The organism is Mesorhizobium sp. M0217, from assembly GCF_040321955.1.
GTDB lineage: Bacteria > Pseudomonadota > Alphaproteobacteria > Rhizobiales > Rhizobiaceae > Mesorhizobium.
Genome location: NZ_JAMYSN010000014.1, coordinates 62,356 through 84,806 on the forward strand (window position 1 = coordinate 62,356; position 22,451 = coordinate 84,806).

19 protein-coding genes are annotated in these 22,451 nt (G+C 65.2%); 9 read left to right on the forward strand and 10 right to left on the reverse strand.

From position 1 onward, the window contains the following. Window positions 1-5: 5 nt before the first annotated feature. Window positions 6-608, reverse strand: a complete 603-nt coding sequence (locus tag NKJ18_RS21285; RefSeq protein ID WP_027048772.1) for a CDP-alcohol phosphatidyltransferase family protein — start codon at window positions 606-608, stop codon at window positions 6-8. Between the two features lie 238 nt (window positions 609-846). Here NKJ18_RS21285 and NKJ18_RS21290 point away from each other — a divergent pair, with 238 nt between their 5' ends. Genes NKJ18_RS21290 through NKJ18_RS21300 form a run of 3 tightly spaced genes read left to right on the forward strand, consistent with a single transcriptional unit; the run spans window position 847 to window position 3,607 of the window. After that, on the forward strand, window positions 847-1,848 hold the full coding sequence (locus NKJ18_RS21290) for a TIM barrel protein (protein WP_352759533.1): 1,002 nt from the start codon (window positions 847-849) through the stop codon (window positions 1,846-1,848). Next, entirely contained in the window at window positions 1,845-2,720 is an 876-nt protein-coding gene (locus NKJ18_RS21295; RefSeq protein WP_023730361.1) for a MurR/RpiR family transcriptional regulator, read from the forward strand. Before NKJ18_RS21290 ends, NKJ18_RS21295 begins: the two co-directional genes overlap by 4 nt. Next, a complete protein-coding gene (locus NKJ18_RS21300) occupies window positions 2,717-3,607 on the forward strand; it encodes a ribokinase (protein ID WP_352759535.1) in 891 nt (296 codons plus the stop codon). Before NKJ18_RS21295 ends, NKJ18_RS21300 begins: the two co-directional genes overlap by 4 nt. Window positions 3,608-3,747: 140 nt before the next feature. Here NKJ18_RS21300 and NKJ18_RS21305 read toward each other — a convergent pair whose 3' ends face one another. Both NKJ18_RS21305 and NKJ18_RS21310 read right to left on the reverse strand, forming a co-directional pair. Next, window positions 3,748-4,248, reverse strand: coding sequence for a hypothetical protein (locus NKJ18_RS21305; protein WP_352759537.1), 501 nt, complete (start codon window positions 4,246-4,248; stop codon window positions 3,748-3,750). A gap of 95 nt (window positions 4,249-4,343) precedes the next feature. Next, window positions 4,344-5,291 carry a LysR family transcriptional regulator gene (locus tag NKJ18_RS21310; RefSeq protein WP_023688979.1) on the reverse strand — a complete coding sequence of 316 codons (948 nt, stop codon included), beginning with the start codon at window positions 5,289-5,291 and terminating at the stop codon, window positions 4,344-4,346. Between the two features lie 106 nt (window positions 5,292-5,397). Between NKJ18_RS21310 and NKJ18_RS21315 the strand changes: the two genes are divergently transcribed. After that, complete coding sequence (locus tag NKJ18_RS21315; RefSeq protein ID WP_352759538.1) at window positions 5,398-6,408, forward strand: zinc-dependent alcohol dehydrogenase family protein; 1,011 nt, start codon at window positions 5,398-5,400, stop codon at window positions 6,406-6,408. Between the two features lie 184 nt (window positions 6,409-6,592). Here NKJ18_RS21315 and NKJ18_RS21320 read toward each other — a convergent pair whose 3' ends face one another. Genes NKJ18_RS21320 through NKJ18_RS21330 form a run of 3 tightly spaced genes read right to left on the reverse strand, consistent with a single transcriptional unit; the run spans window position 6,593 to window position 10,364 of the window. Then, window positions 6,593-8,893, reverse strand: a complete 2,301-nt coding sequence (locus NKJ18_RS21320) for a xanthine dehydrogenase family protein molybdopterin-binding subunit (RefSeq protein WP_352759540.1) — start codon at window positions 8,891-8,893, stop codon at window positions 6,593-6,595. Continuing rightward, window positions 8,890-9,873, reverse strand: coding sequence for an FAD binding domain-containing protein (locus NKJ18_RS21325; RefSeq protein ID WP_023703067.1), 984 nt, complete (start codon window positions 9,871-9,873; stop codon window positions 8,890-8,892). Before NKJ18_RS21325 ends, NKJ18_RS21320 begins: the two co-directional genes overlap by 4 nt. Then, entirely contained in the window at window positions 9,870-10,364 is a 495-nt protein-coding gene (locus NKJ18_RS21330; protein WP_023672519.1) for a (2Fe-2S)-binding protein, read from the reverse strand. Before NKJ18_RS21330 ends, NKJ18_RS21325 begins: the two co-directional genes overlap by 4 nt. A gap of 443 nt (window positions 10,365-10,807) precedes the next feature. Here NKJ18_RS21330 and NKJ18_RS21335 point away from each other — a divergent pair, with 443 nt between their 5' ends. Next, window positions 10,808-11,425, forward strand: a complete 618-nt coding sequence (locus tag NKJ18_RS21335; RefSeq protein WP_352759542.1) for a TetR/AcrR family transcriptional regulator — start codon at window positions 10,808-10,810, stop codon at window positions 11,423-11,425. A 9-nt stretch (window positions 11,426-11,434) separates the two neighbouring features. Here the strand turns inward: NKJ18_RS21335 and NKJ18_RS21340 are convergent, their stop codons facing one another. Next, window positions 11,435-13,531 (reverse strand): alpha/beta fold hydrolase, encoded by a 2,097-nt coding sequence (locus tag NKJ18_RS21340; RefSeq protein ID WP_352759544.1) that lies wholly within the window; start codon window positions 13,529-13,531, stop codon window positions 11,435-11,437. Between the two features lie 170 nt (window positions 13,532-13,701). Between NKJ18_RS21340 and NKJ18_RS21345 the strand changes: the two genes are divergently transcribed. Then, a complete protein-coding gene (locus NKJ18_RS21345; RefSeq protein WP_352759546.1) occupies window positions 13,702-13,992 on the forward strand; it encodes a hypothetical protein in 291 nt (96 codons plus the stop codon). Window positions 13,993-14,025: 33 nt separating this feature from the next. Here the strand turns inward: NKJ18_RS21345 and NKJ18_RS21350 are convergent, their stop codons facing one another. The 3 genes from NKJ18_RS21350 to NKJ18_RS21360 all read right to left on the reverse strand — a co-directional run bounded on the left by NKJ18_RS21350 (window position 14,026) and on the right by NKJ18_RS21360 (window position 18,376). Next, a complete protein-coding gene (locus tag NKJ18_RS21350; protein ID WP_352759548.1) occupies window positions 14,026-14,334 on the reverse strand; it encodes a hypothetical protein in 309 nt (102 codons plus the stop codon). 14 nt (window positions 14,335-14,348) lie between these two features. Beyond that, a complete protein-coding gene (locus tag NKJ18_RS21355) occupies window positions 14,349-16,898 on the reverse strand; it encodes a caspase family protein (protein ID WP_352759550.1) in 2,550 nt (849 codons plus the stop codon). 242 nt (window positions 16,899-17,140) lie between these two features. After that, the gene (locus NKJ18_RS21360; protein ID WP_023733971.1) at window positions 17,141-18,376 is read right to left on the reverse strand and encodes an ROK family protein; all 1,236 of its coding nucleotides are present in this window, start codon (window positions 18,374-18,376) and stop codon (window positions 17,141-17,143) included. Between the two features lie 166 nt (window positions 18,377-18,542). On the opposite strand from NKJ18_RS21360, the gene NKJ18_RS21365 reads away from it, so the two are divergent. The 3 genes from NKJ18_RS21365 to NKJ18_RS21375 all read left to right on the forward strand — a co-directional run bounded on the left by NKJ18_RS21365 (window position 18,543) and on the right by NKJ18_RS21375 (window position 22,435). Next, window positions 18,543-19,199, forward strand: coding sequence for an SGNH/GDSL hydrolase family protein (locus NKJ18_RS21365; RefSeq protein ID WP_023733972.1), 657 nt, complete (start codon window positions 18,543-18,545; stop codon window positions 19,197-19,199). Window positions 19,200-19,357: 158 nt separating this feature from the next. After that, a complete protein-coding gene (locus NKJ18_RS21370; RefSeq protein ID WP_032905967.1) occupies window positions 19,358-20,503 on the forward strand; it encodes a sugar ABC transporter substrate-binding protein in 1,146 nt (381 codons plus the stop codon). 69 nt (window positions 20,504-20,572) lie between these two features. Next, window positions 20,573-22,435: an ATP-binding cassette domain-containing protein gene (locus tag NKJ18_RS21375; RefSeq protein WP_352759552.1), complete on the forward strand. Its 1,863-nt coding sequence runs from the start codon at window positions 20,573-20,575 to the stop codon at window positions 22,433-22,435. The last annotated feature ends 16 nt before the right edge of the window (window positions 22,436-22,451 follow it).

The window sequence follows — 22,451 nt, forward strand, 5'->3', positions numbered from 1 at the left end:
TGGCATCATGCGCCGCCCGCTCTAAGGCCGCCGCGTATCCGGTTGATGGCGGTTACGACTGACAGTGTAGCCATGACCGGAAACACAAAGGGCACAATCGCTTGGAACCACAGGCCGCAGGCGATGAGGAAGGCGATGACGCCGAGCACCAGGGCTCGGTCGCTCTTGCCGAACGGCCCGGCATAGTTGCGCCCGCTGCCTGCGGCAACGCCAAGCACGCCGGCGAACTCGACAAGCATGGCGGTAATAGCGAAGGCGACGACACCCCAGGCCGGGAACAAGGTGGCAAAGGCCAGGATCAGCGCCAGGTCCGAGACGACGTCGCAGAGTTCGTTGAGATACATGCCGAGTTTTGATGCTTGCCCATGTTCCCTGGCCAGCATCCCGTCAATGGCGTTGAGCGCCATGCGCACGAACAGCACCACCGGCATCAAGAGGAAAACCAGGGGATGGAAGGCAAAGGCCGCGACCACCAGGCCGGTGGCGATGGAGAGCGCGGCGGCGAGAAGCGTGATCTGGTTGGCGGTGACGCCGGCATCGGCCAGCCGGTCGGCCAGCGGCCGCAGCCTGGCCTGAAAGGCCGGTTTCAGTTGATAAAGCGTTGGCATGTGCGATCCCCCAACCGCGGCTCATGACAGTGTCGGCCAGATTGGTCAATCGGCAGGCAGGGCGCAAGGGCTTGCACCAGCATCCGCACCGTTGCGGGACTCGAAACTCCCGGCATGGATGCAGAGGCGCAGCCGAAGATCTCGGCCAAGCAGGATGTTGCGCGCTACAAACCGCCTCGCAAATGAGAACTTTACAAATATTCGTACTTATATGAAGTAAATCACTGAAAGGTCCATCATGACAAACAGTCGCTTCGCCACCCGCCTGAATTCCTTCGCCTCGCGGCCGCAAGCCGAATGGCCTGATCTTACCGGCAAGCCGTCCATGCTGCAGATGGCAGCCCGCGCGGCCAAGGTCGACGGGCTGACCGACCTTGATCTTAATTTCCCCGACCATCTCAGTGAAAAGCCGGCTGAAATCGCCCGAAAGCTCGGCGATTTCGGGCTTTCCATCAATGGCTTTGCCATGCGTTACTACTCCAATCCGGCCTTCAAGCTCGGCGCCTTCACCAATCCGGACCCGGCGGTGCGCCGCGAAGCCATCGACTTGACCAAGGCCGGTATCGATGCGGTGCGCGCGGCCGGCGCCAGTCTGATGACGCTGTGGCTGGGCCAGGATGGCTTCGACTATGCATTTCAAACTGACTATGCGACGCTCTGGCAGCACGAAATCGAGGGGATTCGTGAAGTTGCCGCGCATGATCCCGGCTGCCAGATCAGCCTGGAGTACAAGCCGAACGAACCGCGCTCCTACTCGCTGATGCCGGATGCGGCGACCACCTTGCTGGCGATCCGCGAGGTCGGCCTACCCAATCTCGGCGTCACGCTCGATTTCGCCCATGTGCTCTATGCCGACGAACAGCCGGCCTTCGCCGCGGCGCTGATCGCTCGCCACAGCAAGCTGCTCGGCGTCCATCTCAACGATGGCTATGCCAAGCGCGACGACGGCCTGATGGTCGGCGCGGTGCACACGCTGCAGACCATCGAACTGCTGCGCCAGATTCGGTGCGATGGCTATGCCGGCGCCATCTACTTCGACACCTTTCCCGACATGACCGGGCTCGATCCGGTGCGCGAATGCGAAGTCAACATCGCCACCGTCAAGCGCCTGCTGCGCGTTGTCGACCGGCTGGAGAAGGATAACCGCCTGTCCGCCGCCATGGACAGCCAGGACGCCGTGACGTCGCAGGCTATCGTCCAGGAAGCCATGCTCGGGCCGGAGACGAGGGGACGTGGATGACGTTGAGCAATCTCGATCTGAAAGCCGTGGGGCCGCGCATCCGCATGATGATGCCGCATCTCACCCCGCTTGAGGCCAAGGTGGTGGAAACCGTCTTCGGCCGGCGCGGTTTCGACGAGACCATTCCGCTCAAGCAGATCGCCGAGGAGGCCGGCGTGTCCGAGGCGATGGTGGTCAAGATCGCCAAGAAACTCGGCTTCTCCGGCTACCGCGACTTCCGCACCGCCGTCTATGAATACAGCCGCCTCCCGACCGCCGAGATGCACCAGGAACTGTCGGTCGACGACAGCTCGGCCGAGATCGTGCAGAAAGTGTTCCGCACCTCGATCCAGGCGCTGGAGGAGACGCTCGCGATCCTCGACATGGACGATTTCGACCGTGCCGCCGATCTGCTCTACCGCGCCAGGAACCGCGATTTTTATGGCGTCGGCGGCTCCGCCCAGATCGCCCGCGACGTCTCGCACAAATTCCTGCGCATCGGCATCCGCGCGTCTGTCTATGACGACTCGCACATGATGCTGATGTCGGCCTCGCTCCTCGGCGCCGACGACATCGCCGTCGGCTTCTCGCATTCCGGCAACACGTCGGCCGTCATCGACGCCATCCATCTTGCCCGCAAGAGCGGCGCCCGCACGCTGGCCATCACCAACTACGACAACTCGCCGCTGGCCCGGATTGCCGACATCGTGCTGTGCTCGACGGCGCAGGGATCGCCGCTGATGGGCGAGAACGCGGCGGCGCGCATCGCGCAGCTCAACATCCTCGACGCGCTGTTCGTGGCGGTGGCGCAGCGCGACTACCAGGCGGCGGAGCGCAATCTCGGCCGCACCATGTCGGCGGTCACCTCGAAGCGAAAAGACCGCGGCACATGACGGTTCCGCTGGTCACCGTCTTCGGCAGCCTGCACTACGACATCATGGTCGACGCGCCCGACCGTCCGCGCAAGGGCGAGACTGTGACCGGCCATGCCTGGCAGCCGAAATGCGGCGGCAAGGGCGGCAACCAGGCGGCCTCGGCGGCACGCGCCGGCGTGCGCGCGGCGATGATCGGCGCCGTCGGCGACGACGATTTCGGCACGGCGCTGCTGGCCAATCTCGATCGCGCCGGCGTCGATCGCCGCTTCGTGCGCGTGGCGGCAGGCGCAGGCTCCGGCATGAGCGTGGCGATCTTCGACAGCGATGGCGACTATGGCGCGGTGATCGTCTCCGGCAGCAATCTCACCCTGGGCGGTGATGACATCGCGGCTGCGGGCGAGGTGGTGGTACGGACGGCAGTGCTGTTGCTGCAGAACGAAGTGCCCGATGCCGCCAACATCGCTGCCGCGCGCGCGGTGAAGGCATCCGGAGGCTGCGTCGTGCTCAACGCCGCACCGGCGCGAACACTGTCGGCCGAATTGACCGCTCTGATAGACATCGTCATCGTCAACGCCATCGAAGCGGAATTTTTGGCCGGCATTCCGGTCGTCGATACGCTCGCCGGCGCAACCGAAGCCGCGCGGCGGCTGATCGATGCCTACCCCTCGGCGATCGTCACCGCCGGCGGCGAAGGTGTCGCCTATTGCGACCGGACCGGCGCGGCCTTCGCACTGGCGGCCGTCCCGGTCAAGGTCGTCAGCACCCATGGCGCCGGCGACGAATTCGTCGGCGCCTTCGCGGCAGGCCTCGCGCGTGGCCATCCGATGGAAGCGGCGATCGCCACGGCCAATGCCGCCGCCGCCTCGCTGGTGGCGACACCGGAGGGAAAGCGCAGCTCGCGTTGAAAACTCAGGCCGCATATTGCCGCCTCCAAACCCGTGCCCCCGTCGATGAGCGAAACGGCAAACCGGGCGCGGCGAGAACCTGCTTGGCTTTGCCCTGACGGAGGCGCGGGACCAAGCTGCGTGGTCGAAAGTAGGGAGCTTCAGTCCGCTTCGCCGGCCGAACCTTTGCCGCACTGCGCCAGCACCTTACCGATCGCAGCGCTCGAGCCCGTCAGCGGAAAGCTGTTCTCGCCATATTTGTCGGCCGTAACCGTGACGTCGCCCTTGCCGCGCAACAAGCCGAGCAGTGGATCGTCTTTGCTCAGCTCAGCCGTGAAGTAATTGTACATGGCCTCGAGGTCGAGCTTTTTGGTCACGCTTTTGTCACCCCCCTTGAAGGTGAAGGAAGCGCTGATGCCGGGTTCCAGCTGCTGGCCGGCCGCACCCAGATCGTAGCTCAGCACCGGCTTGTCGAAACAGACGAGCATCAGATGCGCATCGGCCTTCGGTCCGCCGCACACCGAAGCCGTCAGCACGCTGCCGCCTTCGTCTTCTTCCATCTTGGCGCTCCAGTTGCAGGACGCGGCAAAAGCCGGCTGCGCGGCTTGCAGCGCGGCCAGAACGGAACCTGCCATCATGAACTTCGCCAATGCACTTTGCATGATCCCCTCCCAAGCTACATTCAACGAGATCATACAGGACAAAAGGCCTGGTGACAGCGGCATATGCCGTCTTAGCCCCCGGCGCGCCCCATTGATCAAGCCTTTGAGACCGGCCTCGACGTCCAGGGCGGCTCCGGCGCGAAGCGCTTGCCGATCCACTCGGCGAAGGCGCGTGTCTTGGCGGCTTGTCCCTTGGCCGAGGGCATGACGACATAGACCGCGCCTTCGTCGGCCAGCGTCCAGTCCGCCAGCACCGGCACCAGCCGTCCGTCGGCGAGTTCGCGTCCGACAAGCCAGTCGGTGCTCATCATCAGGCCGAGGCCTTGCACCGCGGCTTCGACCAGCACCTCGGCATCGTCGCACACCATCGGCCCCGAGACGTCGACGTTGACGCGGCGTCCCGAACTGTCGGTCATCTCCCAGGTTGGAAAGGTCTGGAAGCCGGAGAAGCCGAGGCAGGCGTGTTCTGTGAGCGCTTCCGGCGCTTCCGGCGTGCCCCGGCGGGCGAGGTAGGAGGGAGCAGCGCACAGCAACCGCCGCCGTGTCGCGATCTTGCGCGCCACCAGGCGCGAGTCCTCCAGCGCGCCGAGACGGACGGCGACATCGAAGTTCTCTGCAACGAGATCGACGAACCGGTTGGAGAACTCGGCCTCGATGCGGACATCCGGGAACGTCGCTAGAAATTGCGGCAGCAGCGGCCCGATCCACATACGGCCAAAGGTTCCCGGCATCGCCAGCCGCAGCAAGCCCCGCGGAGCCCCGCTGGCATGCGCGGAAGCAGCAGCCTCGGCTTCGTCTACCGAGGCCAGGATGGCGCGGACACGCACCAGGAACTCCGCTCCGGCCTCCGTCAACGACACGCTTCGGGTGGTCCGGTGCAGCAGCCGCACGCCGAGCCGCTCCTCCAGCGATTGCAGGCGGCGTGACAGAACCGTCGAGTCGCGCCCGACGCGCAACGCTGCCTTGGTGAAGGAGCGCGCTTCCGTGATGGCCGCAAAGGCGGCCATTTCGGCAAGGCTGGCGGGGTCGTGTGATTGCTGCATAAAGCACAGGATTCAAATGTAAAAATTCCAGATTATCTGCTTGTAGCGCAGCAGATAGCTTCACTCAATCCTGACGATTGACCCCTTAAACAGGAATGCGTGAGCCATGAAAGCCATCGAACTGACCGCCGCCAAGCTGGACGCCTTTCGCGCCACCACCATTGCCACGCCTGAACCGCAGCGCGGCGAAGTGCTGATCCGCCAGCGCGCCGCGAGCCTGAATTTCGTCGATGTGGCGGTGGCCAGCGGCAATTATCGCGTGCCCGGCTTTCCGCTCATTCCCGTCGCCGACGGCGCCGGCGAGATCGTCGCGCTGGGGGAGGGCGTTACGGATTTCGCCGTCGGCGATCGCGTCGTTGCCCATGCCAAGCCGCGCTGGATCGGCGGTCCGCCCCGGCCTAACGAGATGACGCAGATGCGCGGAATTTCGCTGCCGGGGTCGCTCGCCGAATATGTCGCGCTGCCGGCCAACTCGCTCGTGCCGGTACCGGCTCGTCTCTCCTTCGAGGCGGCGTCGACCCTGCCGATCGCCGCGACCACCGCCTGGAACGCCGTCCGCGCCGCCGATGTCGGGCCGGGCTCGGTCGTCGTGCTGCTCGGCACCGGCGGCGTCTCCATCTTCACCCTGCAGCTGGCGAAAGCCGCCGGCGCAACCGTCATCATCACTTCTTCGTCGGACGAGAAGCTGGGGCGGGCGAAGGCGCTCGGCGCCGATCATCTCATCAACTACCGCGCGACGCCCGACTGGGACGGCAAGGTGCTGGAACTGACCGGCGGCCTCGGCGCCGACCTCGTCGTCGAGACCGCCGGCACCGCCACCTTCGCCCGCGCCGTCAACGCCACCGCGCCTGGCGGCACGCTGTTCACCATCGGTTTCGTCACCGGCGCCGAGGCCACGGTCGACCTGCTGCCGATCATCATCAAGGCACTGAAGGTGGTCGGCAACAACACCGGGTCGGTATCTGACCTTCGCGCAGCCGTCCGCGCCATCGCCGCCGCCCGCATCGACCCGGTCGTCGACAAGGTGTTCAGCCAGGAGCAGGCGGCCGAAGCCTACGCGCACATGTCGGCAGGCGGGCAGCATTTCGGCAAGCTTGCGTTCAAGCTCGACTGGTAGCCGAGGCGCGCGAGCTGCCAATCTCCCCCCTTGAGGGGGAGATGCCCGGCAGGGCAGAGGGGGTCGGTCCGACCGGGCTCGACCTACTGCGGCGGAAGGAGGTTGGCGCTCTACGAGAGGCGACCCCCTCTGTCGCCTTCGGCGACATCTCCCCCTCGAGGGGGGAGATTACGCACGCCGCTTCCTAGATCAACTTCTCCAGCGTGATCGGCAAATCCCGCACTCTTTTTCCCGTCGCATGGAACACCGCATTGGCGATCGCTGGCGCTACGCCGACGATGGCCAGTTCGCCGACACCCTTGCCGCCGAGCACCGAAGAGTGCAGGTCGGGAATGCCGACCGAGATGACCTCGATATCGGGGATGTCGGCATTGGTCGGCACCAGATAGTCGCCGAGATTGTTGTTGACGATGCGGCCATGCCTGCGGTCGACAATGCCTTCTTCCAGCAGCGCCTGGCCGATGCCCATGATGATGCCGCCCTTCCACTGGCTCTCCGCGAGTTTCGGGTTGTAGAGCCGGCCGGAATCCAGCGCCGACACCACGCGCGACACGCGCACGGTGCCGAAATCCTCGTCGACGCGCACCTCGATGAAATGCGCGCACCAGGAGTGGCGCGAATAGTCGCCCTCGGTGTGCGGCAGTGCCGCCGCGATGGTGGTGTAGTTCTTGTAGCGATCCTCGGCGGTCGAGTTCGCCGGCATGGTGTCGCCGGTGGCCTCGATGCGGTCGCGGCCGCCGCTGGCCAGCAGGTCGGCGATCGAGACATCGGGACCATCGCCGCGCGGCGACCTGATGCGGCCATTGGCGACGACCAGCGTGTTGGCCTGGAGCGCGTGGAAGGGCGAGCGCGGATCGCTGATCGCCAGTCCGACAAGCTGATCGAGCGCCGATGTCGCCGCCTTGTAGACCGCGCCCGTCATCACGCCGGCCAGCCGCGACCCGCCGGCCACGCCGGCGCGGGGATACCGGGAATCGCCGAGCTTCACGACGACATGGTCGGCCGCCACGCCGACCGTTTCGGCCGCCGTCTGCGCCAGGATCGTGTAGGTGCCCTGGCCCATGTCGATCGAGGAGCTTTCGACCTCGACCGAGCCGTTGGCAAGGATACGCACGATGGCCTCGCCGTAAGCGCGCCGTACCGGATAGGTGCCGGCGGCGACGCCCCAGCCGATCAGCTGGTTGCCATCGCGCATCGAACGCGGTTTGGGCGTGCGCTGGGGCCAGCCGAAGCGTTCGGCGCCAGCCGCGAAAGCCTCGCGCAACTGCCGCGTCGACCAAGCCTTTTTTGCGTGCGGATCCTGCTCGGCGTAATTCCTCAGCCGGATCTCCAGCGGATCGATGCCGACCTCGTAGGCGAGCTCGTCAATGGCGCTTTCGATGCCGAAGGCGCTAGGGTTTTCGCCCGGCGCGCGCATGGCGCCAGGCACCACCGAATTCACCCGCACGACATTCTGCTTCGAGGAGAAGTTGGGCGTCGCATACATGATCGAGGTGACCACGCCCAAAGGCTCGACCCACATGCCGTCGATCGACGTTTCATTGACGCCGCGATGCACGATCGACTGGATCTTTCCGTCACGGTCGGCGCCGATCGTCACCGTCTGGCGGGTCGCGGCGCGGCCGCCATAGCCGGTAAAAGTCTGCGGCCGCGTCATCACGACCCGCACCGGACGTCCCAGCATCTTGGCTGCGGCAGCAGCCACCGCGCCATGGCCGAGCGCCAGCGCCTTGGAGCCGAAGCCGCCGCCAATATAGGGCGAGACCAGGCGCACATTCTCGAACGGCACGCCGAACCATTCGGCATAGGTGCGGGCCATGCCGTCGAGCCACTGGCTCGGTTCCCACACGGTGAGCTTGTCGCCCTCCCAGCGGGCGATGAGGCCATGCGGCTCCATCGGCGCCTGGTATTCGCGCGGCGTGTTATAGGCGCCGCAGACGCGCACCGGGGCAGCGGCGAAAGCGGCCTGCGCATCGCCCCATTCCTTGGTCATGGCGGCGATCGGAATGCCGTCGCCCGCCTTGGCGTCGCTGAGGTCGACGATGGCCGGCGCCTCGTCATAGCTGACCTTGACCAGGGCTGCGGCCGCAACGGCCTGCTCGAAGGTCTCCGCGATGACCGCGGCGACATGCTGGCCCGAAAAGGTGATATCGCGCGCCAGCGGGCAGTAGGGCTTGTCCGGCGGCGGTGTGCCGAACCAGTCCGATGCAGTCTTCAGCGGCATGATGGTGTCCGGCGTCAGCACCTTGAGCACACCAGGTGCCGCCTCGGCGGCTGACGTGTCGATCGAGCGCACCTTGCCTGATGCGATCGTGCTTTCGACCAGGACGCCGTAGGTTAGCCCGTCGAGCTGCTGCTCGACGGCATATTTTGCCGCACCGGTAATCTTGGCCGGGCCGTCGACGCGCGACAGCCGCCCGCCAACCTGATCGGCAGTGCCGTCCGAAGCGTCGCCGTGCCGTGTCCTCGGGTCGTGAATGGTCATGACATGGCTCCCGTCTTGAGGATGGCGCGGGCAACGACGCGCGGCGCCAGTTCGATCTTGTAGTGGTTGGCGCCGTGGTCGATCGCCCCTTCCATGGCGAGCAAGCTGGCTGCCCGCACCCTGTCTTCGCTGAGCGCCTTGCCCTTCAACGCCGCTTCCACGGCGTGCGCCCGCCACGGCTTCGTCGCGACGCCGCCCAGCGCGACGCGCAGGTCGCGAATGGTGCGGCCATCGGCTTCGAAGTCGATGCCGACTGCGGCACTTGCAGCCGCGAACTCATAGGACTGCCGGTCGCGGATCTTGAGATAGGTCGAACGCCGGGCAGTGCCGGAAGCCGGTATGCTGATGGCGGTGATCATCTCGCCCGGTTGGATGGCATGTTCCCTGTCGGGCGTGGCGCCGGGCAGGAGAAAGAAGTCGTCGACGGCAACCTGGCGTTCGCCAAGATGAACCACGGCGTCGAAGGCGACCAGCGCGGTGGCGAGGTCACCGGGATACATGGCGATGCAGGCGTCGCTGGTGCCGAGCACGGCATGGCCGCGGGTGACGCCGCCGATCGCCGAGCAGCCGCTGCCGGGCGAGCGCTTGTTGCAGGCGGAAAAATTCGCGGGATCGCGGAAATAGGGGCAGCGCGTGCGCTGCATCAGATTGCCGCCGATGGTCGCCATGTTGCGCAGTTGCGCGGAAGCCGCCTGCCACAGCGCTTCGGAGACCGCGGGAAAGCGGCTCTTGATCTCGGCATGGTCGGCGACGTGGCTCATCTTGGCCAGCGCGCCGATCATGGCACTGTCAGCGTCGACCTTGATGGCGTCGAGCCCTTTGAGATGGGTGATGTCGACCAGGCTGTCGGGTTCGGCCACGCCGCATTTGGCGAGATCGACCAGCGTCGTGCCACCGGCAAGCAGCATGGCCCCAGGCAGGGCGGCTGCCTGTCGTGCCGCATCGATGCTATCGGCGCGAACGTAGGAAAAATCCCTCATGACGCGACCTCCAGTGCCGCCTGGCGCACGGCGGCAACGATGTGCGGATAGGCGCCGCAGCGGCACAGATTGCCGGCCATGTATTCGCGGATCTCGTCATCCGAGCCGGCATGGCCCTCGCGGATGCAGGCGACCGCCGACATGATCTGTCCCGGCGTGCAGTAGCCGCACTGGAAAGCATCCTGGTCGAGGAAAGCAGCCTGAACCGCGTTGAGCGTGCCGTCATCGCCGGCCAATCCTTCGATGGTGGTGATCTCGCGGCCTTCGACTTGTGCTGCAAGCGTCAGGCAGGACAGCACGCGCTGTCCCTCGACATGCACCGTGCAGGCGCCGCACTGGCCCTGGTCGCAACCCTTCTTGGTGCCGGTCAGGTCGAGGCGATCACGCAAGGCGTCAAGCAGCGTGACGCGCGGCTCGACCTGCAGTTCGTGACTGTGTCCGTTGATGGTGAGACGGATTGGGATAGTGGTGGATTTGGTTTGGTCGGTCATGAGGCGTCTGGCTCCAGTTGCTTGACGCTAGGGGATTGAAATGGGCTCGAGTGGGAGAGGACAAGGGAAGAGGCGACGGTGCGCCTAATCTCCCCCCTTGTGGGGGAGATGTCCGGCAGGGCAGAGGGGGGCGCGAAGGAATGCGACGTTCCCGATTTACATGCGTCGAAATAGACCTTTCCAAGCGGGTGTTGGTCGGCGGGACAGCGCTCCCTCTGTCCTGCCGGACATCTCCCCCACGAGGGGGAAGATTGGCAGCTCTGCCGCCCCGACTCTCCAGCCGGCAGGGGATGCTTCAGTCTTCACAATCTCAACACGTGACATACCGGCTCTCCTGATTATATGATAAGACTGCTCCACTAAAACGGAGGCGCCTCCGTTTATCTAGTTGGGGGCTTACCCCTTTGGGTTCAAGCCCCCATATATCGACAGTGGAGAAAAAATTGACCGAGCAGTCGCAAGCAATTGCCGACGAGAAGCGCGAAGCCGCAGCGCCAAGGCCGCTGCGCGCCGATGCGCAGCGCAACCGCGACCGGCTGGTCGAGGTCGCGGCAGCGGCCTTTGCCGAGCACGGCGTCGATGCCTCGCTGGAGGAGATCGCGCGCCAGGCGGGCGTCGGTATCGGCACGCTCTACCGGCATTTTCCAACCCGCGAGCATCTGGTCGAAGTGGTCTATCGGCGTGAAGTCGAGGCGCTCTGCGCGGCTGCCGATGACCTCGCCAGCCACCATTCGGCCGATGTGGCGCTGGAGCAATGGATGCAGCGCTTCGTCGACTACATCGCCACCAAGCGCGGCCTGGCGGCCAGCCTGCGCATCCTGTTCAACACGAATTCCGCCGTGTTCTCCGACATGTCGGGCCGGGTGTCGCTGGCCTTGCGGCAACTGGTCGAGGCGGCAGTGGCGGAAGGCTCGATCCGCAGCGACGTCGACGCCTCCGATGTGCTGCACGCACTCGGCGGCATCTACTCGGCCCCCGACACCAAGGACTGGCGCAACCGCTCGCGCCGGCTGGTCAAGCTGCTGATGGACGGGCTGCGGTTCGGGGCAGGGAAGAGGTGACCTAGCGGCTCAAGCCGAACCATCGACCGCATAGAACGGAAACGCGCCGGGCAGCCCGCTTGCCGCCATTTCGCCACGCTCCTCGAACCGCAGGCCGGAGCCGACCACGAGATCGCGCACCGTCCTTGATGCGATGATTTCGCCCGGCCGCGCATGGTCAAGCAGACGCGATGACAGTTCGATCGCCGCGCCTGAAAATTGATGGCCCCGCTGCTCGCACTCGCCGATATGCACCGCCGAGCGGACCTCGACACCGGATTGCCGCAAGCGATCGCGGATGGCGATCGCGCACTGGATCGACCGCGTTGGCCGCTGGAACACCGCGAGCACCTTGCCGTCCGATCGGCTGATCTCTCTGCCTTCGGCCGCGAGGAGTTCGCCACGGAGCGCTTCGGCGTGCCGCTCGGCCGGGTCGATGCCGAAAGGCGAGCCCGTCATATCGAGGGACAGCACCGACACAAGCAGCCGTTCGCCTGGGGCCGCCGGCAAGGCGCCGGTGACGAAAGCCTGGATCTCGTCGACGATCCGATCGGAATTCTCGCCCCAGATGACGTGGTCGCGGCCTGCGAACTCAATGTATCGGGCGCCCTCGATGTGCGTCGCCAGGTAACGTCCTTCTTCCCGCTTCACCCAGCCGTCGCCAGTCGTCTGCATGATCAGTGTCGGAACATGGACAGCAGGCAGAATGTCGCGAACATCGATTTCGGCTCCCCAGCGCCACAGGGCGATCGCGTCGGCGGGCGAGGCAGAATTCCTGAGATAGGCGGCGAACCATTCTGTCTCGAACGTGTCGCTCATCAGACTGGGCGCCGCGTTGCTCATATCCGCCGCCGCTCCCCATTCTTTCTCGACGATCGCCAGATCCTCTTCCACCTGCTCGCTTGTCTTCGCCCACGGATAGTCTTGTGACCACCTGCCGCGGGCGTAGGCCCCATTGAGCACGAGTGCCGCTGTGCGCTCGGGATAGGTCGCCGCGAACAGCATGCACATCGGGCCGCCCTCGGAGCTGCCGAAAAGCACCGTGCGCTTCGAGCCAACCGCATCCAGCACTGCCCGCACATCTTCCATCCGCTCTTCCAGGGTCGGCAGACCGACATTGCGGTCCGAGAGCCCGGTGCCGCGCTTGTCCATGCGGATTAGGCGCGAGAAAGTGCCGAGCCGCCGGTGCACATGCGAAAGCCGCGGCGAGCCCCAGGCGTGGTCGAGGTTGGAGACCCATCCCGGCACATGGATCAGGTCGACCGGACCGTCGCCGGTCACCTGATACGCGATGTTGATCCCGGCCGATTTGACATAGTGGGTCGGGGGGGCTGCGAGTTCGGGGCTGAAGCCGGTAGCGTCGTCCGCATCGGCCGTGGCTGGCCGTGCCTGCGCTATCGTGCGGCGTGTCCGCAGCGTCTCGAACAATTGCCGTGTCTCCGGCTCGGGCTGCAGGTTGAGTTCGCGTTGAAGCGCAGTGCGGCAGTGCTCATATTGCTTCAGCGCGAGATTGGTCCTGCCTTGCGCCGCATAGGCGCGCATCAGGGCACGGTGGACGTCCTCTCTCAGCGGCTCCATGGCCAGCAGGCGCGTCGCCACGCGCACGCATCCGGCGGGATCCTTCGTCGCGGAATAGTGCGCGACGAGCCTGTCGAGCGCCGCGACAGCCAAAGCCCGTAGCCGCTCGCGTTCGATCCTCAGCCAGTCCTCGAATGGCTCCTCCTTCAGGCCGAAGCCGTCGAGCAGATCGCCGCGGTAGACATTGAGCGCCAGTTCGAGGTCTTCGGGTGCCAGGCTGTCGACCAGCGCCTCGAACCGCGCGACATCGAAATCAAGGCCATCGAGATGCAAAGCGACGCTGTCGCCGTCGGTCAGGAAGCGGCCACCGCCGCACGCTTGCATGGCCTTCCTGACGGACGATACCGCTTGCCGTAGGCTCATTCGCGCCTGCGCCTCGCTGTTGATGCTCCAGAGCAAGGTCGCCAGCTTCTCGCGCGACTGCGAATGCCCCGACTGTAGTGCGAGATAGGCGACCATCGCACGCGCCTTGCGGCTGGTGGCCGGAACCGCGGCCCCGACGCCGGCAAAGTCGAAACCACCCAGCAGGTGAAGATAAGGCCCGGTCATCGGATCCGCCACGGTCACAGCGTGACGACGATCCGCTCAAGCTTGCTCCATTTCAACATTTATTCCGCCGCCGAGGCGCTTTTCACGATTCCATCACGCAGGTTCCCACGCGTCTCTCACGACGCTTGAGCAGATTGTCCGCACTGAATCTCTTTTCGCAGGAGGACACCGTGCTTCACCCCGGCTCGACCGAATGGCCCATCTGGCATGACCACCCTGAACGCGACCGGCAGGAGCTTGCTGCGCCATCGCGACACGACATTGCGTTGGCTCGCTATCTCGAAACGCAACACGCTCATCGGGCATTGGCGGCTCGCCGGTTCGATCCGGTGGCGGTCGTCGGCCGCTTTTTCCGCGCAGCGTTGCGCGGGGCGGCCAATGCCGAGGCGTGGATGGACGACGTCGGCTTGACGTTGTCCAAAGCCCATGCGGAATTCAACAAGACCCTTTGGGGTCGCTGAGCGCGGCGGCGCCTGCTTTGGTTGACGATCGCGTCACCAACTGTTGCCGCCACTGCCGGTTCCTCCGCCAGCGCCTCCGCCTCCGCCAAGGGCAGGAATCACAGGCGGCTTTTGTGGAGTCTCCTCGGACGGCTTCACCACTTTGCGAGCGACCGCCTTCTTGTATCTGATCACCTTCGGCTGCGGCGCCGCGCGAACCACCTTGCGATGTTCCACCGGCGGTGCCGGCTCAAACATCGGCGACACCGAGGTGCAGCCCATGAGCCCGGCCAGAACGCCGGATAGAATTATCCCGATGAATGCCTGCCCGATGAATGTCTGCTTGAATGCCTTGCCCACCATGGCCTCCTTATTGTTCAGAACAAATCCCGACGCGGATTGGCTTCTTCCCAGACCCCCCGGGCCGCATTGACCAGTTGCAAGTCCAGCGAACCGGACGTGGGGATCTTCGACTTGAGCTCCTGACGCAGCGCGTCCAGAGCCGCCGTTTTCGGCTTCGAGCCGAACTGCGCCAGGCCTTTCTTGGCGTCCGGAAACTCCTTGCGCAGATCGAGCGCGACGGCGAATGCCAGGAAACGCACCGCGACAGCCTGATCGGCCGTGTCGCCTTTCGCCATTTCAAGCGCCGCGCGATCATAGGCGCTCGACGGATCGCCGCGCGCGGTCGCCAGTTCGAAGAGCCTTTGCGCTTCCGCAGGGTCCTGGCGCACGCCGATGCCATCCCTGTACATGCGGGCAAGGCTGCCCGGAGCGTAGGCCTGGCCAAGATCGGTGGCCTGCTGGAACAGCGCCTGCGCCGTCTTCGGATCCTTGTCGATGCCCTGGCCGGCGAGGTAATTGCGGCCGAGCAGGTTCATCGAATACATGTCCTGGCGCTGCACACCCGCCTGCAGAAAGGCAACGGCGCGGGCCGCATCGGCCGGCACGCCGTTACGGCCCTGAGTGAAGATCGATGCGAGCTCGTTCATGGCATAGGTGTGCCCCATCGCCGCCGCCTTGAGCAGCAGGTCCAGGCCCTGGCCGGTATCGGGCTTGATGCCGTAGCCGTTGAACAGAGCGCGGCCCCAGGCCATCATCCCGTAGGGATCGCCCTTGTCGGCAGCTGCCTTGTAGAGGGCGTTGGCTTGCGTGTGATCGACGCCGGTTCCAACGCCAATTGCGTAGAGATAGCCAAGCTCGAACACCGCGCGCACATGGCCTTTCTTGGCGGCGTCCTCGATGGCTGTCCTGGCCTCGCCGACCTTGCCGGCCGCAAGCAGTGCGCGGCCGAGTTCGTAGCGGAAGCGGGCGACATCGGGATAGGTTTTCACCGCGGCCTCGCAGACCGCCACCGCACCTGCGCCGATCTCGTTGGGCAGCAGGCCGGGCACCACCCCTTGCAGGTCGAGAGGCTCGCCGGCGGCGGTATCGCAAGCATCGACCGTCGGCGACAGCTTCATCGTCGCCGGCTTGGCGGAGCTGCTGTCGGCACGGATTTCGAAGCCGACCTCGACCGGCGCGCCGGCGCCGATCTGCGGCTCGTAACGAAGATGGTCGACTTCACCGGCCAGAAGGCTGGATTGCGGCGACAAGGTCCGATCCGGGAGCGACAGCGTTCCCGTTGCCGGATACCCCGTGACCTTCAGGCTGACCGCCGGATCGTCGGTGGGGAAATCCAGATTGAGCGCGACCGGGCCGACGCCGACGGGAATATCAAGCTTGCGGTTCTCGATTGCTTCGGCAGCGCCGGTGATGTGGATGCCGCGCTCCAGCACCTGCTGCTTCTGCTCGGCCTCGAGCGAAGCCATGATCTGCTGACCCGCCGCACCTTCGCCGCTCTTGACGCGGAACACCAATATGCCCTGGCTTCCGCCGCCCCAATTGTCATGCGTGGCATAGGCCAGCATATCCACCTCGTCCTGCGTGGCGGCTCCTTTGGGGACATCCATTTGCAGGCGCGGCAGGTCCTTGCCGGCGATCGGTTCGCCCACCGCGACGTCTTTGCCGTCCAGCACCAGACGGCCCATTGCCGGCGGCCGTTCGATGCTGACGCTGATAGCGCCGCCATCGATATCGACCGGCTCCGGCAGGCCGAGAGCGACAGGACCGACCCCCGACAGCACCACCTTCTCCAGCACTGGCGGCAGCGAAGGCCGATTGTTGCGGCGCACCAGCACCACGTCGTCGATCAGCGACGAATTTTCCCAGGGCACCTGCATGCCGTTGGTGGCCTGCACGACATCGCGGCGCACCGCCGACATGACCGTTCGGATCTCCTGGTTCGGCGCCAGCGCGCGCCGCGAAAAGGCCGATGAAAACGGGCTGAGGTCGCCGCTGCCGTCATAGGCGACCGCGCCTGGTTCGGTGGCGAAGGCAATCAGCGTGTTGAGCGAGCTTCGCACCTGCGCCAGCCCGGTATTGCCGGCGGTGACAAGCTGGTCGCGCAGCCAGTAATTGTTGCGCGGGAAGGGGTTGTTGCGGCAGGCATCGAGGATGATCACCTGGATCTTCGACTTCGAGCGCAACTGCTCCAGCACGTCGTTGAGCTTGATGGCCTGGACCTCGATATCGGCCGCCTTCTTCAACGAGGCGTCGACCGGTATCAGGAAATTCTCGCCGCCGATCTGAAAGCCGTGCCCGGAATAGTAGACGACGGCGAGATCGGCGCCGTCGGCGGCGGCCAGATAGTCCCGGAACTGGCCTTCGAACTGCTGCTTGGTGAGATTCTCGGCGACGAAAACCTCGAAGCCCGCCAGCCGGAACGTGGCCGATACGTCCTGGGCATCCTTGGCCGGGTTCTTCAGCGCCGGAATGTTGCGGTATTCGGAATTGCCGATGACAAGCGCGACCCTTCGATCGGCGCAGGCCTCGAAGCTTGTGAGGCCGGCAAGGATGAAGGCCGCGATGAATCCGCAAAGTCGGAGCATGACAAAACTCCTGGTCGCGGCCTGACGCCGACGAGAACACCGCTTGCGGCATCAAGGTCCGTTGAGAGTATGCAACCTGCCACAGCATAAAGTGAAAGGCCCGTCACCGCCAGACCAGGGCAGGCGATTTCTTTCGGCGTCGACCGACCGCAGGGTGCAAGTAGCACGCGCTTCACGAGCAGGTATGTGACAAGTCTCACAGTTCGCTGTTTGGGGAATGCCTGGTGCCGGCGGCTGCGCGCCTATTCCTTGAAGAGCAGTTCCTTGTCGTTCGAATATTTCACCAGCAACGGAATGCTGGCGCCGCCGATAACGGGGCCGAGATGGCCAAACGTCCCCTCGATGACGGAGAACGGCTCGGGGCGATCGACAAGGATCCGTGCCAGCTTTCTGCGCATGGCCTTGGCGATCTCCTTGCGCACGCCATTCGGTATGGCGCCGTCGATCACCACATTGTCGATGTCGAGCAAGGCAACGGCACTGCGGGCGGCATAGGCAAGCCCGTCCGAAACCTCATCGATCCACGCGGTGAGCGGCTCTCCAAGGCCGCCCCAGTCGTCGGGCGACGACCAGATGCGGCCGGCGCCCTCATCCCCATTGTCCTGGTCGTTGAGCTTGCCGGCCAGCGAATGCAGCGAAGCGACGCGCAGCAACGGGGTCATCCGGTCGCCCTTGCGCCCCGGCGCGGGCACCGGCATGTCGCCCAGCGCCCCGGCCAGCTTGTTGCGGCCGGGGAACAAGTGATGATCGAGCACCAGGCCGCCGCCGATGAAGTGCCCGACATAGGCATAGAGAAAGTCGGCGCGCGATCCGCCGGCGCCAAACATCAGTTCGGCCGCGGCCGACACCGTGGCGTCGTTGTAGAGGAACACCGGCCAGTCGAACGCCCGGTCCAGTTCTGCGCGAATGTCGATTTCCCTCCAGGCATCCAGCCTGCTCGCCGGCACCGCGCCCTCTTCGCTCAGGTTCCACTGATGGAATGGCGAGGCGATGCCAAGACCCGCGATGCGGTCTTGCTCTATCGATCTGTGCTTGCGGCACATGCGCGCGATGGCGCCCTTGGCGAATTTCATCACCTCGACGGGCGTCGGATAGTCGAACAGTGTGCGTTCGAACGCCATCACGTTGCCGACGAAATTGACCAGGGCGACATCGGCGCTGCGATGGTCGACCTTGAGGCCGAAGGCGTACGCGGCTTTCGGGTTCAACGCATAGGGAACCGAGGGTTGCCCCAGCCGTCCGCGCAAAGGCTCCAGGCGCAGCAGCAGCTTGTTGTCGGCGGCGCGGTTGACGATGGTGGTGATGGTTTGCGCGGCCAGCCCGGTCAGCCGCGTCAAATCGGTCTTGGCCAGCTGGCCGTGCCGGCGGATCAGCGAGACGATCAGGCGTTCGTTGTAGACGCGGCTCTCGGCCTGCGTGGTTCCGCCGCTGCGGCCCTCGGCGATCTTTTCGAGACTGAAGAAGCTGGTGCCGGTCACGCTTTCCCCTGCGCAAGGAGGTTGGCCGCAAGGCGAGCCGATCAAAGCGCTGACGTAGCAATGCGGGCACGGCAAGGCAACACTTAAATCCACCCGATGGAAAAATGTAGTTGACGCCGGCCAGCCTGCTGGCGTTCAAAGTATGCAAGCCTGGAGGAGCAATGCCGTGACGCAGACCCGGACCATCATGTGCTTTGGCGATTCCAATACCTATGGCGCCATTCCCACCCTGGCCCGCGTCGGACGGCGCCGCTTCACGCCCGACCGGCGCTGGCCGGGCATCATGCGCCGCCAGCTCGGCAGCGGATGGGATGTGATCGAAGAAGGGCAGGGCGGGCGCACCACCGTGCACGACGATCCGATCGAAGGTCTCCACAAGAACGGGCTCAAATCGCTCCCGGTGTGCCTGGAAACGCATATGCCGCTCGACCTCGTCATCCTTATGCTCGGCACCAACGATCTCAAGCATAGGTTCTCGGTAACCCCGAACGACGTCGCTGATTCCATTGAGATTTTGGCCAGAATTGTCCTGCGCAGCGAAGCTGGCGCCGCGGGCGTGGCGCCCGCGGTCCTGATAGTAGCGCCGCCGCCGATGCTGGAGGTCGACTGGTTCGGCCAGATGTTCCTGGGCGGCGCCGCAAAGTCGATGCACTTTGCCGGCCTGTTCCGCGATGCGGCCCGGCGCGCCGGCGCCGCCTTCTTCAACGCCGGCGACGTCGTCGAATCGAGCGCGGTAGACGGCATTCACCTCGACAGCGACGCGCATCGCGTGCTCGGCACGGAATTGGCCAAAGCCGTCCAGTCGCTGATCGCCAAGGCGTGATCGCGTGGGCGAGCCACCCGACTATCTCTGATTAATTAATTCCACTGGAAAAACTTTTGACTTGCAAGCGGGAAGGTGGGTATCTGGGGAGACTGGGAAGAGTAGCGACCGCGAGGCTTACGAAGCGCGGCAACAATCAACGACAGGGAGGAAGTAAAATGCGATCTGACAGGAACATGATGCTGGCGACGCTGCTCGGCGTTGCCGCTGTGCTCGCGGGCGGTACCATTCTGGCAAGCGCGCAGGACGGCCCGGCCGGGCTCACCAAGCCGGCGGTATTTGCGCCGTTCGATCCGAAGGCGCCGGCCTGCAGCCCACCGCCCGGCCTGAACAAGGTGCTGGCCTTCGCGCAGGATAACGAGCGTGAATTCATGCAGGGCGTCGACCGCGGCCTGGCCGCCGCCGCCAAGGATCGCGGGCTGGAATATCGCCGCGCGCTTGCCAACAATGACGCCGCCAAGGGGGTCGAGCAGGTGCAATTGTTTCTCGCCTCCAAGATCGGCGGTCTGGTGGCGGCGCCCGTGGACCCGGCCTCGATGAGCCGCAGCCTGCAGGAGCTTATCTGGTCGGGCGCCTATGTCGGCACCATCGTGCCGCCGCCAGCCACCTCGCTGCTCAATGCGCCGCAATACGAGACCGGCAAGGTGCTGGCCGAAGCGGCCGCAGCCTACATAAAGGACAAGCTCGGCGGCAAGGCCAATGTCGTCATCCTGTCGCATGACAGCATGGAATTCCTGGCGCCGCGCTTTGCCGCCATGCGCGACATCTTCAAGGCAATGCCCGGTGTCACCATCGTCGCCGACATCTCACCCAATCCCGTCAACAAGGAAGGCGGCTTTGCCACGATGAGCACCATTCTCCAGGCCCATCCCGACGTCGATGTCGTGCTCGGCGCCGACACCGTCGTGCTCGGCGCGCTGGCTGCCCTGGAAGCGGCGGGCAAGGCGCGGCCGGACCAGTTCCTCGGCGGCATCGACGGCGAGCCGGAAGCGGTCGCCGCGATCAAGAAAGGCGGCGGTCCCTACAAGGCAAGCATCAGCCTGGCGTCGCCGGTCTTCGCTTATGCCATGGGCCAGCACGCGGCCGACTGGCTGGAGGGCAAGAGCATCCCGCAGGCGATGGATATCCTGCCCGTGGCGCTGACCAGCGACTACATGGCCCAGTACGAGGCCGACGTCGCCGACCCGGCCGCGGTCTACAAGGACCCGAAGCGCCGCGACATCTATCTCAGGATGTACGGCAACATCTGCTACGATACGCGCGACCAGTATGTGAATTTCCCCTGGTCGTCCGAGGCAAAGTAGCGCCCGTTTTTCCCGCGATACGGGCGGGTTCAGCCTGACCTGAAACCGCCCGCTTCAGCAGAGGCAAGCATGAGCACAGACAGCCTTCGAACGGGGACGACACCGCTGCAAACGGGCCGGTTTTCATCCTTGCTGCCGGGCGTCAAGGCACCGGGCGAAGCGTCTGGCCGCATCGGGCTGGCGCTGGTCGCGCTGGGCTTGATCGTCGCCTTCTCGCTGTTGAACAAATCGTTCTTCAGCCTCGACAATTTCGTCGTCATCGGCGTCAACTCGACCTCGATCCTGATCGCCGTGCTCGGCACCTCCGCGCTGCTGATCGCCGGCTATGTCGACCTCTCCATCGGCAGCATGGTCGCCTTGATCGGCATCATCACCGCCAAGGTTGCAGTGGCGACGCAGAGCGCGCTGCTGGCGATCTGCGTCGGCCTGGGTCTCGGCCTCTTGCTCGGTCTGCTCAACGGTCTGCTGGTGCGCAGGCTGAGCATCTCGCCGTTGATCGTCACGCTGGCGATGCTGGCGCTCTATGGCGGCCTTGCCTTCGTCGTCTCCAGCACCGCGGTCTATGGTTTTCCCGAGGCTCTGCTCGAATTGGGGCGGGGCAAGATCTTCGGCATCCAGTACACCGTGATCATCGCCGCATCTGTCTTTGTCATCGGAGCCTTTATCTTGACCAGCACGGTCACCGGCTTGAGGCTCTACGCCATAGGCGGCGACCCGCGCGCAGCCGAACTCTGCGGCATTCCGGTGGGGCGCACGGTGGTTGGCCTCTACGCCGCCAATGGCTTGCTGATCGGCCTGGTCTCGGTTCTGATCGCCGGTCGTCTCGGCAGCATCACGCCGACCATCGGCGTTCGCTTCGAGCTCGACGTGCTCACCGCCGCGATCCTTGGCGGCGTCGCTTTTTCCGGCGGCTCCGGCCGGCCGCTCGGCATCGCCATCGGCGTTGCCACCATCGGCATCCTCAATGCAGGACTGATCTTCGTCGGCCTGCAATCATGGTGGCAATCCATTTCGGTGGGAAGCATGCTGTTGCTGGCGTTGGTGGCCGACCAGGCTGCGATCGGTTTTCGCGGCCGGCGCGCTCGGGCCGCCGCGACCAACTTCACGGTGGCGGACAATGGTGCCGTCGCCTCGGCCGGCCCTGCCGTGACGGAGGGCAATGGAGAGGCCCCGCAAGGTCCGGCATTCTCGATTGCCGGCGCCCGCAAATCCTACGGCGCGCTGACGGCATTGGAAGAGGCGAGTTTCACGGTCGGCAAAGGCGAGATCGTCTGTCTGCTCGGCGACAATGGCGCCGGCAAGTCGACGCTGGTGAAGATTATTTCGGGCGCCATCCAGCCCGATGCCGGCGCGATGACCCTCGAGGGCCAGCCGATTTCCTTCAGGAGCCCGCAGGATGCACGCGGCGCCGGCCTGGAGACCGTCTATCAGGATTTGTCGCTCTGCCCGAACCTCAGCGTCGCCCACAATATGATCCTCGGGCGTGAGGAAACGCGGCGTTGGCTCGGTGTCTTCCCGTTTCGCGACGACCGAAAGGCCGCCGAGCAGTGTCGTGCCCGGCTTGCCGCGCTGGGCGTCACGCTTCGCGACGAAAACGTTCTGGTGCGCTCGCTGTCGGGCGGCCAGCGGCAGTCCATCGCCATTGCCCGCGCGCTTGCCGATCACGTCAAGCTGATCTGCCTCGACGAGCCTACCGCCGCGCTCGGCGTCAAGCAGACCGCGCAGGTCGTCAAGCTGATCCGTTCGATCGCCGCCAGCGGCACCGGCGTCATCCTGGTCACGCACGACCTGTCGACGGTCAGGGCGCTGGCCGACAGGATCGTCGTGCTCAGCCTCGGCAGGGTGGCTTACGACGGCTCGGCCAAACAGCTGACCGCCGATCAGCTCTGGGGCCTGATGGCAAGCGGGACGCTGGCGCCGGCCGCTGGGTAGGAATGCCGATCGCAGG

Coding starts and splice junctions, on each gene's coding strand:
- NKJ18_RS21355 (WP_352759550.1), bottom strand. CDS start 16,898: ATGCTCCGACTTTGCGGATTCATCGCGGCCTTCATCCTTGCCGGCCTC.
- NKJ18_RS21300 (WP_352759535.1), top strand. CDS start 2,717: ATGACGGTTCCGCTGGTCACCGTCTTCGGCAGCCTGCACTACGACATC.
- NKJ18_RS21320 (WP_352759540.1), bottom strand. CDS start 8,893: ATGACCATTCACGACCCGAGGACACGGCACGGCGACGCTTCGGACGGC.
- NKJ18_RS21290 (WP_352759533.1), top strand. CDS start 847: ATGACAAACAGTCGCTTCGCCACCCGCCTGAATTCCTTCGCCTCGCGG.
- NKJ18_RS21310 (WP_023688979.1), bottom strand. CDS start 5,291: ATGCAGCAATCACACGACCCCGCCAGCCTTGCCGAAATGGCCGCCTTT.
- NKJ18_RS21370 (WP_032905967.1), top strand. CDS start 19,358: ATGCGATCTGACAGGAACATGATGCTGGCGACGCTGCTCGGCGTTGCC.
- NKJ18_RS21325 (WP_023703067.1), bottom strand. CDS start 9,873: ATGAGGGATTTTTCCTACGTTCGCGCCGATAGCATCGATGCGGCACGA.
- NKJ18_RS21375 (WP_352759552.1), top strand. CDS start 20,573: ATGAGCACAGACAGCCTTCGAACGGGGACGACACCGCTGCAAACGGGC.
- NKJ18_RS21330 (WP_023672519.1), bottom strand. CDS start 10,364: ATGACCGACCAAACCAAATCCACCACTATCCCAATCCGTCTCACCATC.
- NKJ18_RS21305 (WP_352759537.1), bottom strand. CDS start 4,248: ATGCAAAGTGCATTGGCGAAGTTCATGATGGCAGGTTCCGTTCTGGCC.
- NKJ18_RS21315 (WP_352759538.1), top strand. CDS start 5,398: ATGAAAGCCATCGAACTGACCGCCGCCAAGCTGGACGCCTTTCGCGCC.
- NKJ18_RS21285 (WP_027048772.1), bottom strand. CDS start 608: ATGCCAACGCTTTATCAACTGAAACCGGCCTTTCAGGCCAGGCTGCGG.
- NKJ18_RS21340 (WP_352759544.1), bottom strand. CDS start 13,531: ATGACCGGGCCTTATCTTCACCTGCTGGGTGGTTTCGACTTTGCCGGC.
- NKJ18_RS21350 (WP_352759548.1), bottom strand. CDS start 14,334: ATGGTGGGCAAGGCATTCAAGCAGACATTCATCGGGCAGGCATTCATC.
- NKJ18_RS21295 (WP_023730361.1), top strand. CDS start 1,845: ATGACGTTGAGCAATCTCGATCTGAAAGCCGTGGGGCCGCGCATCCGC.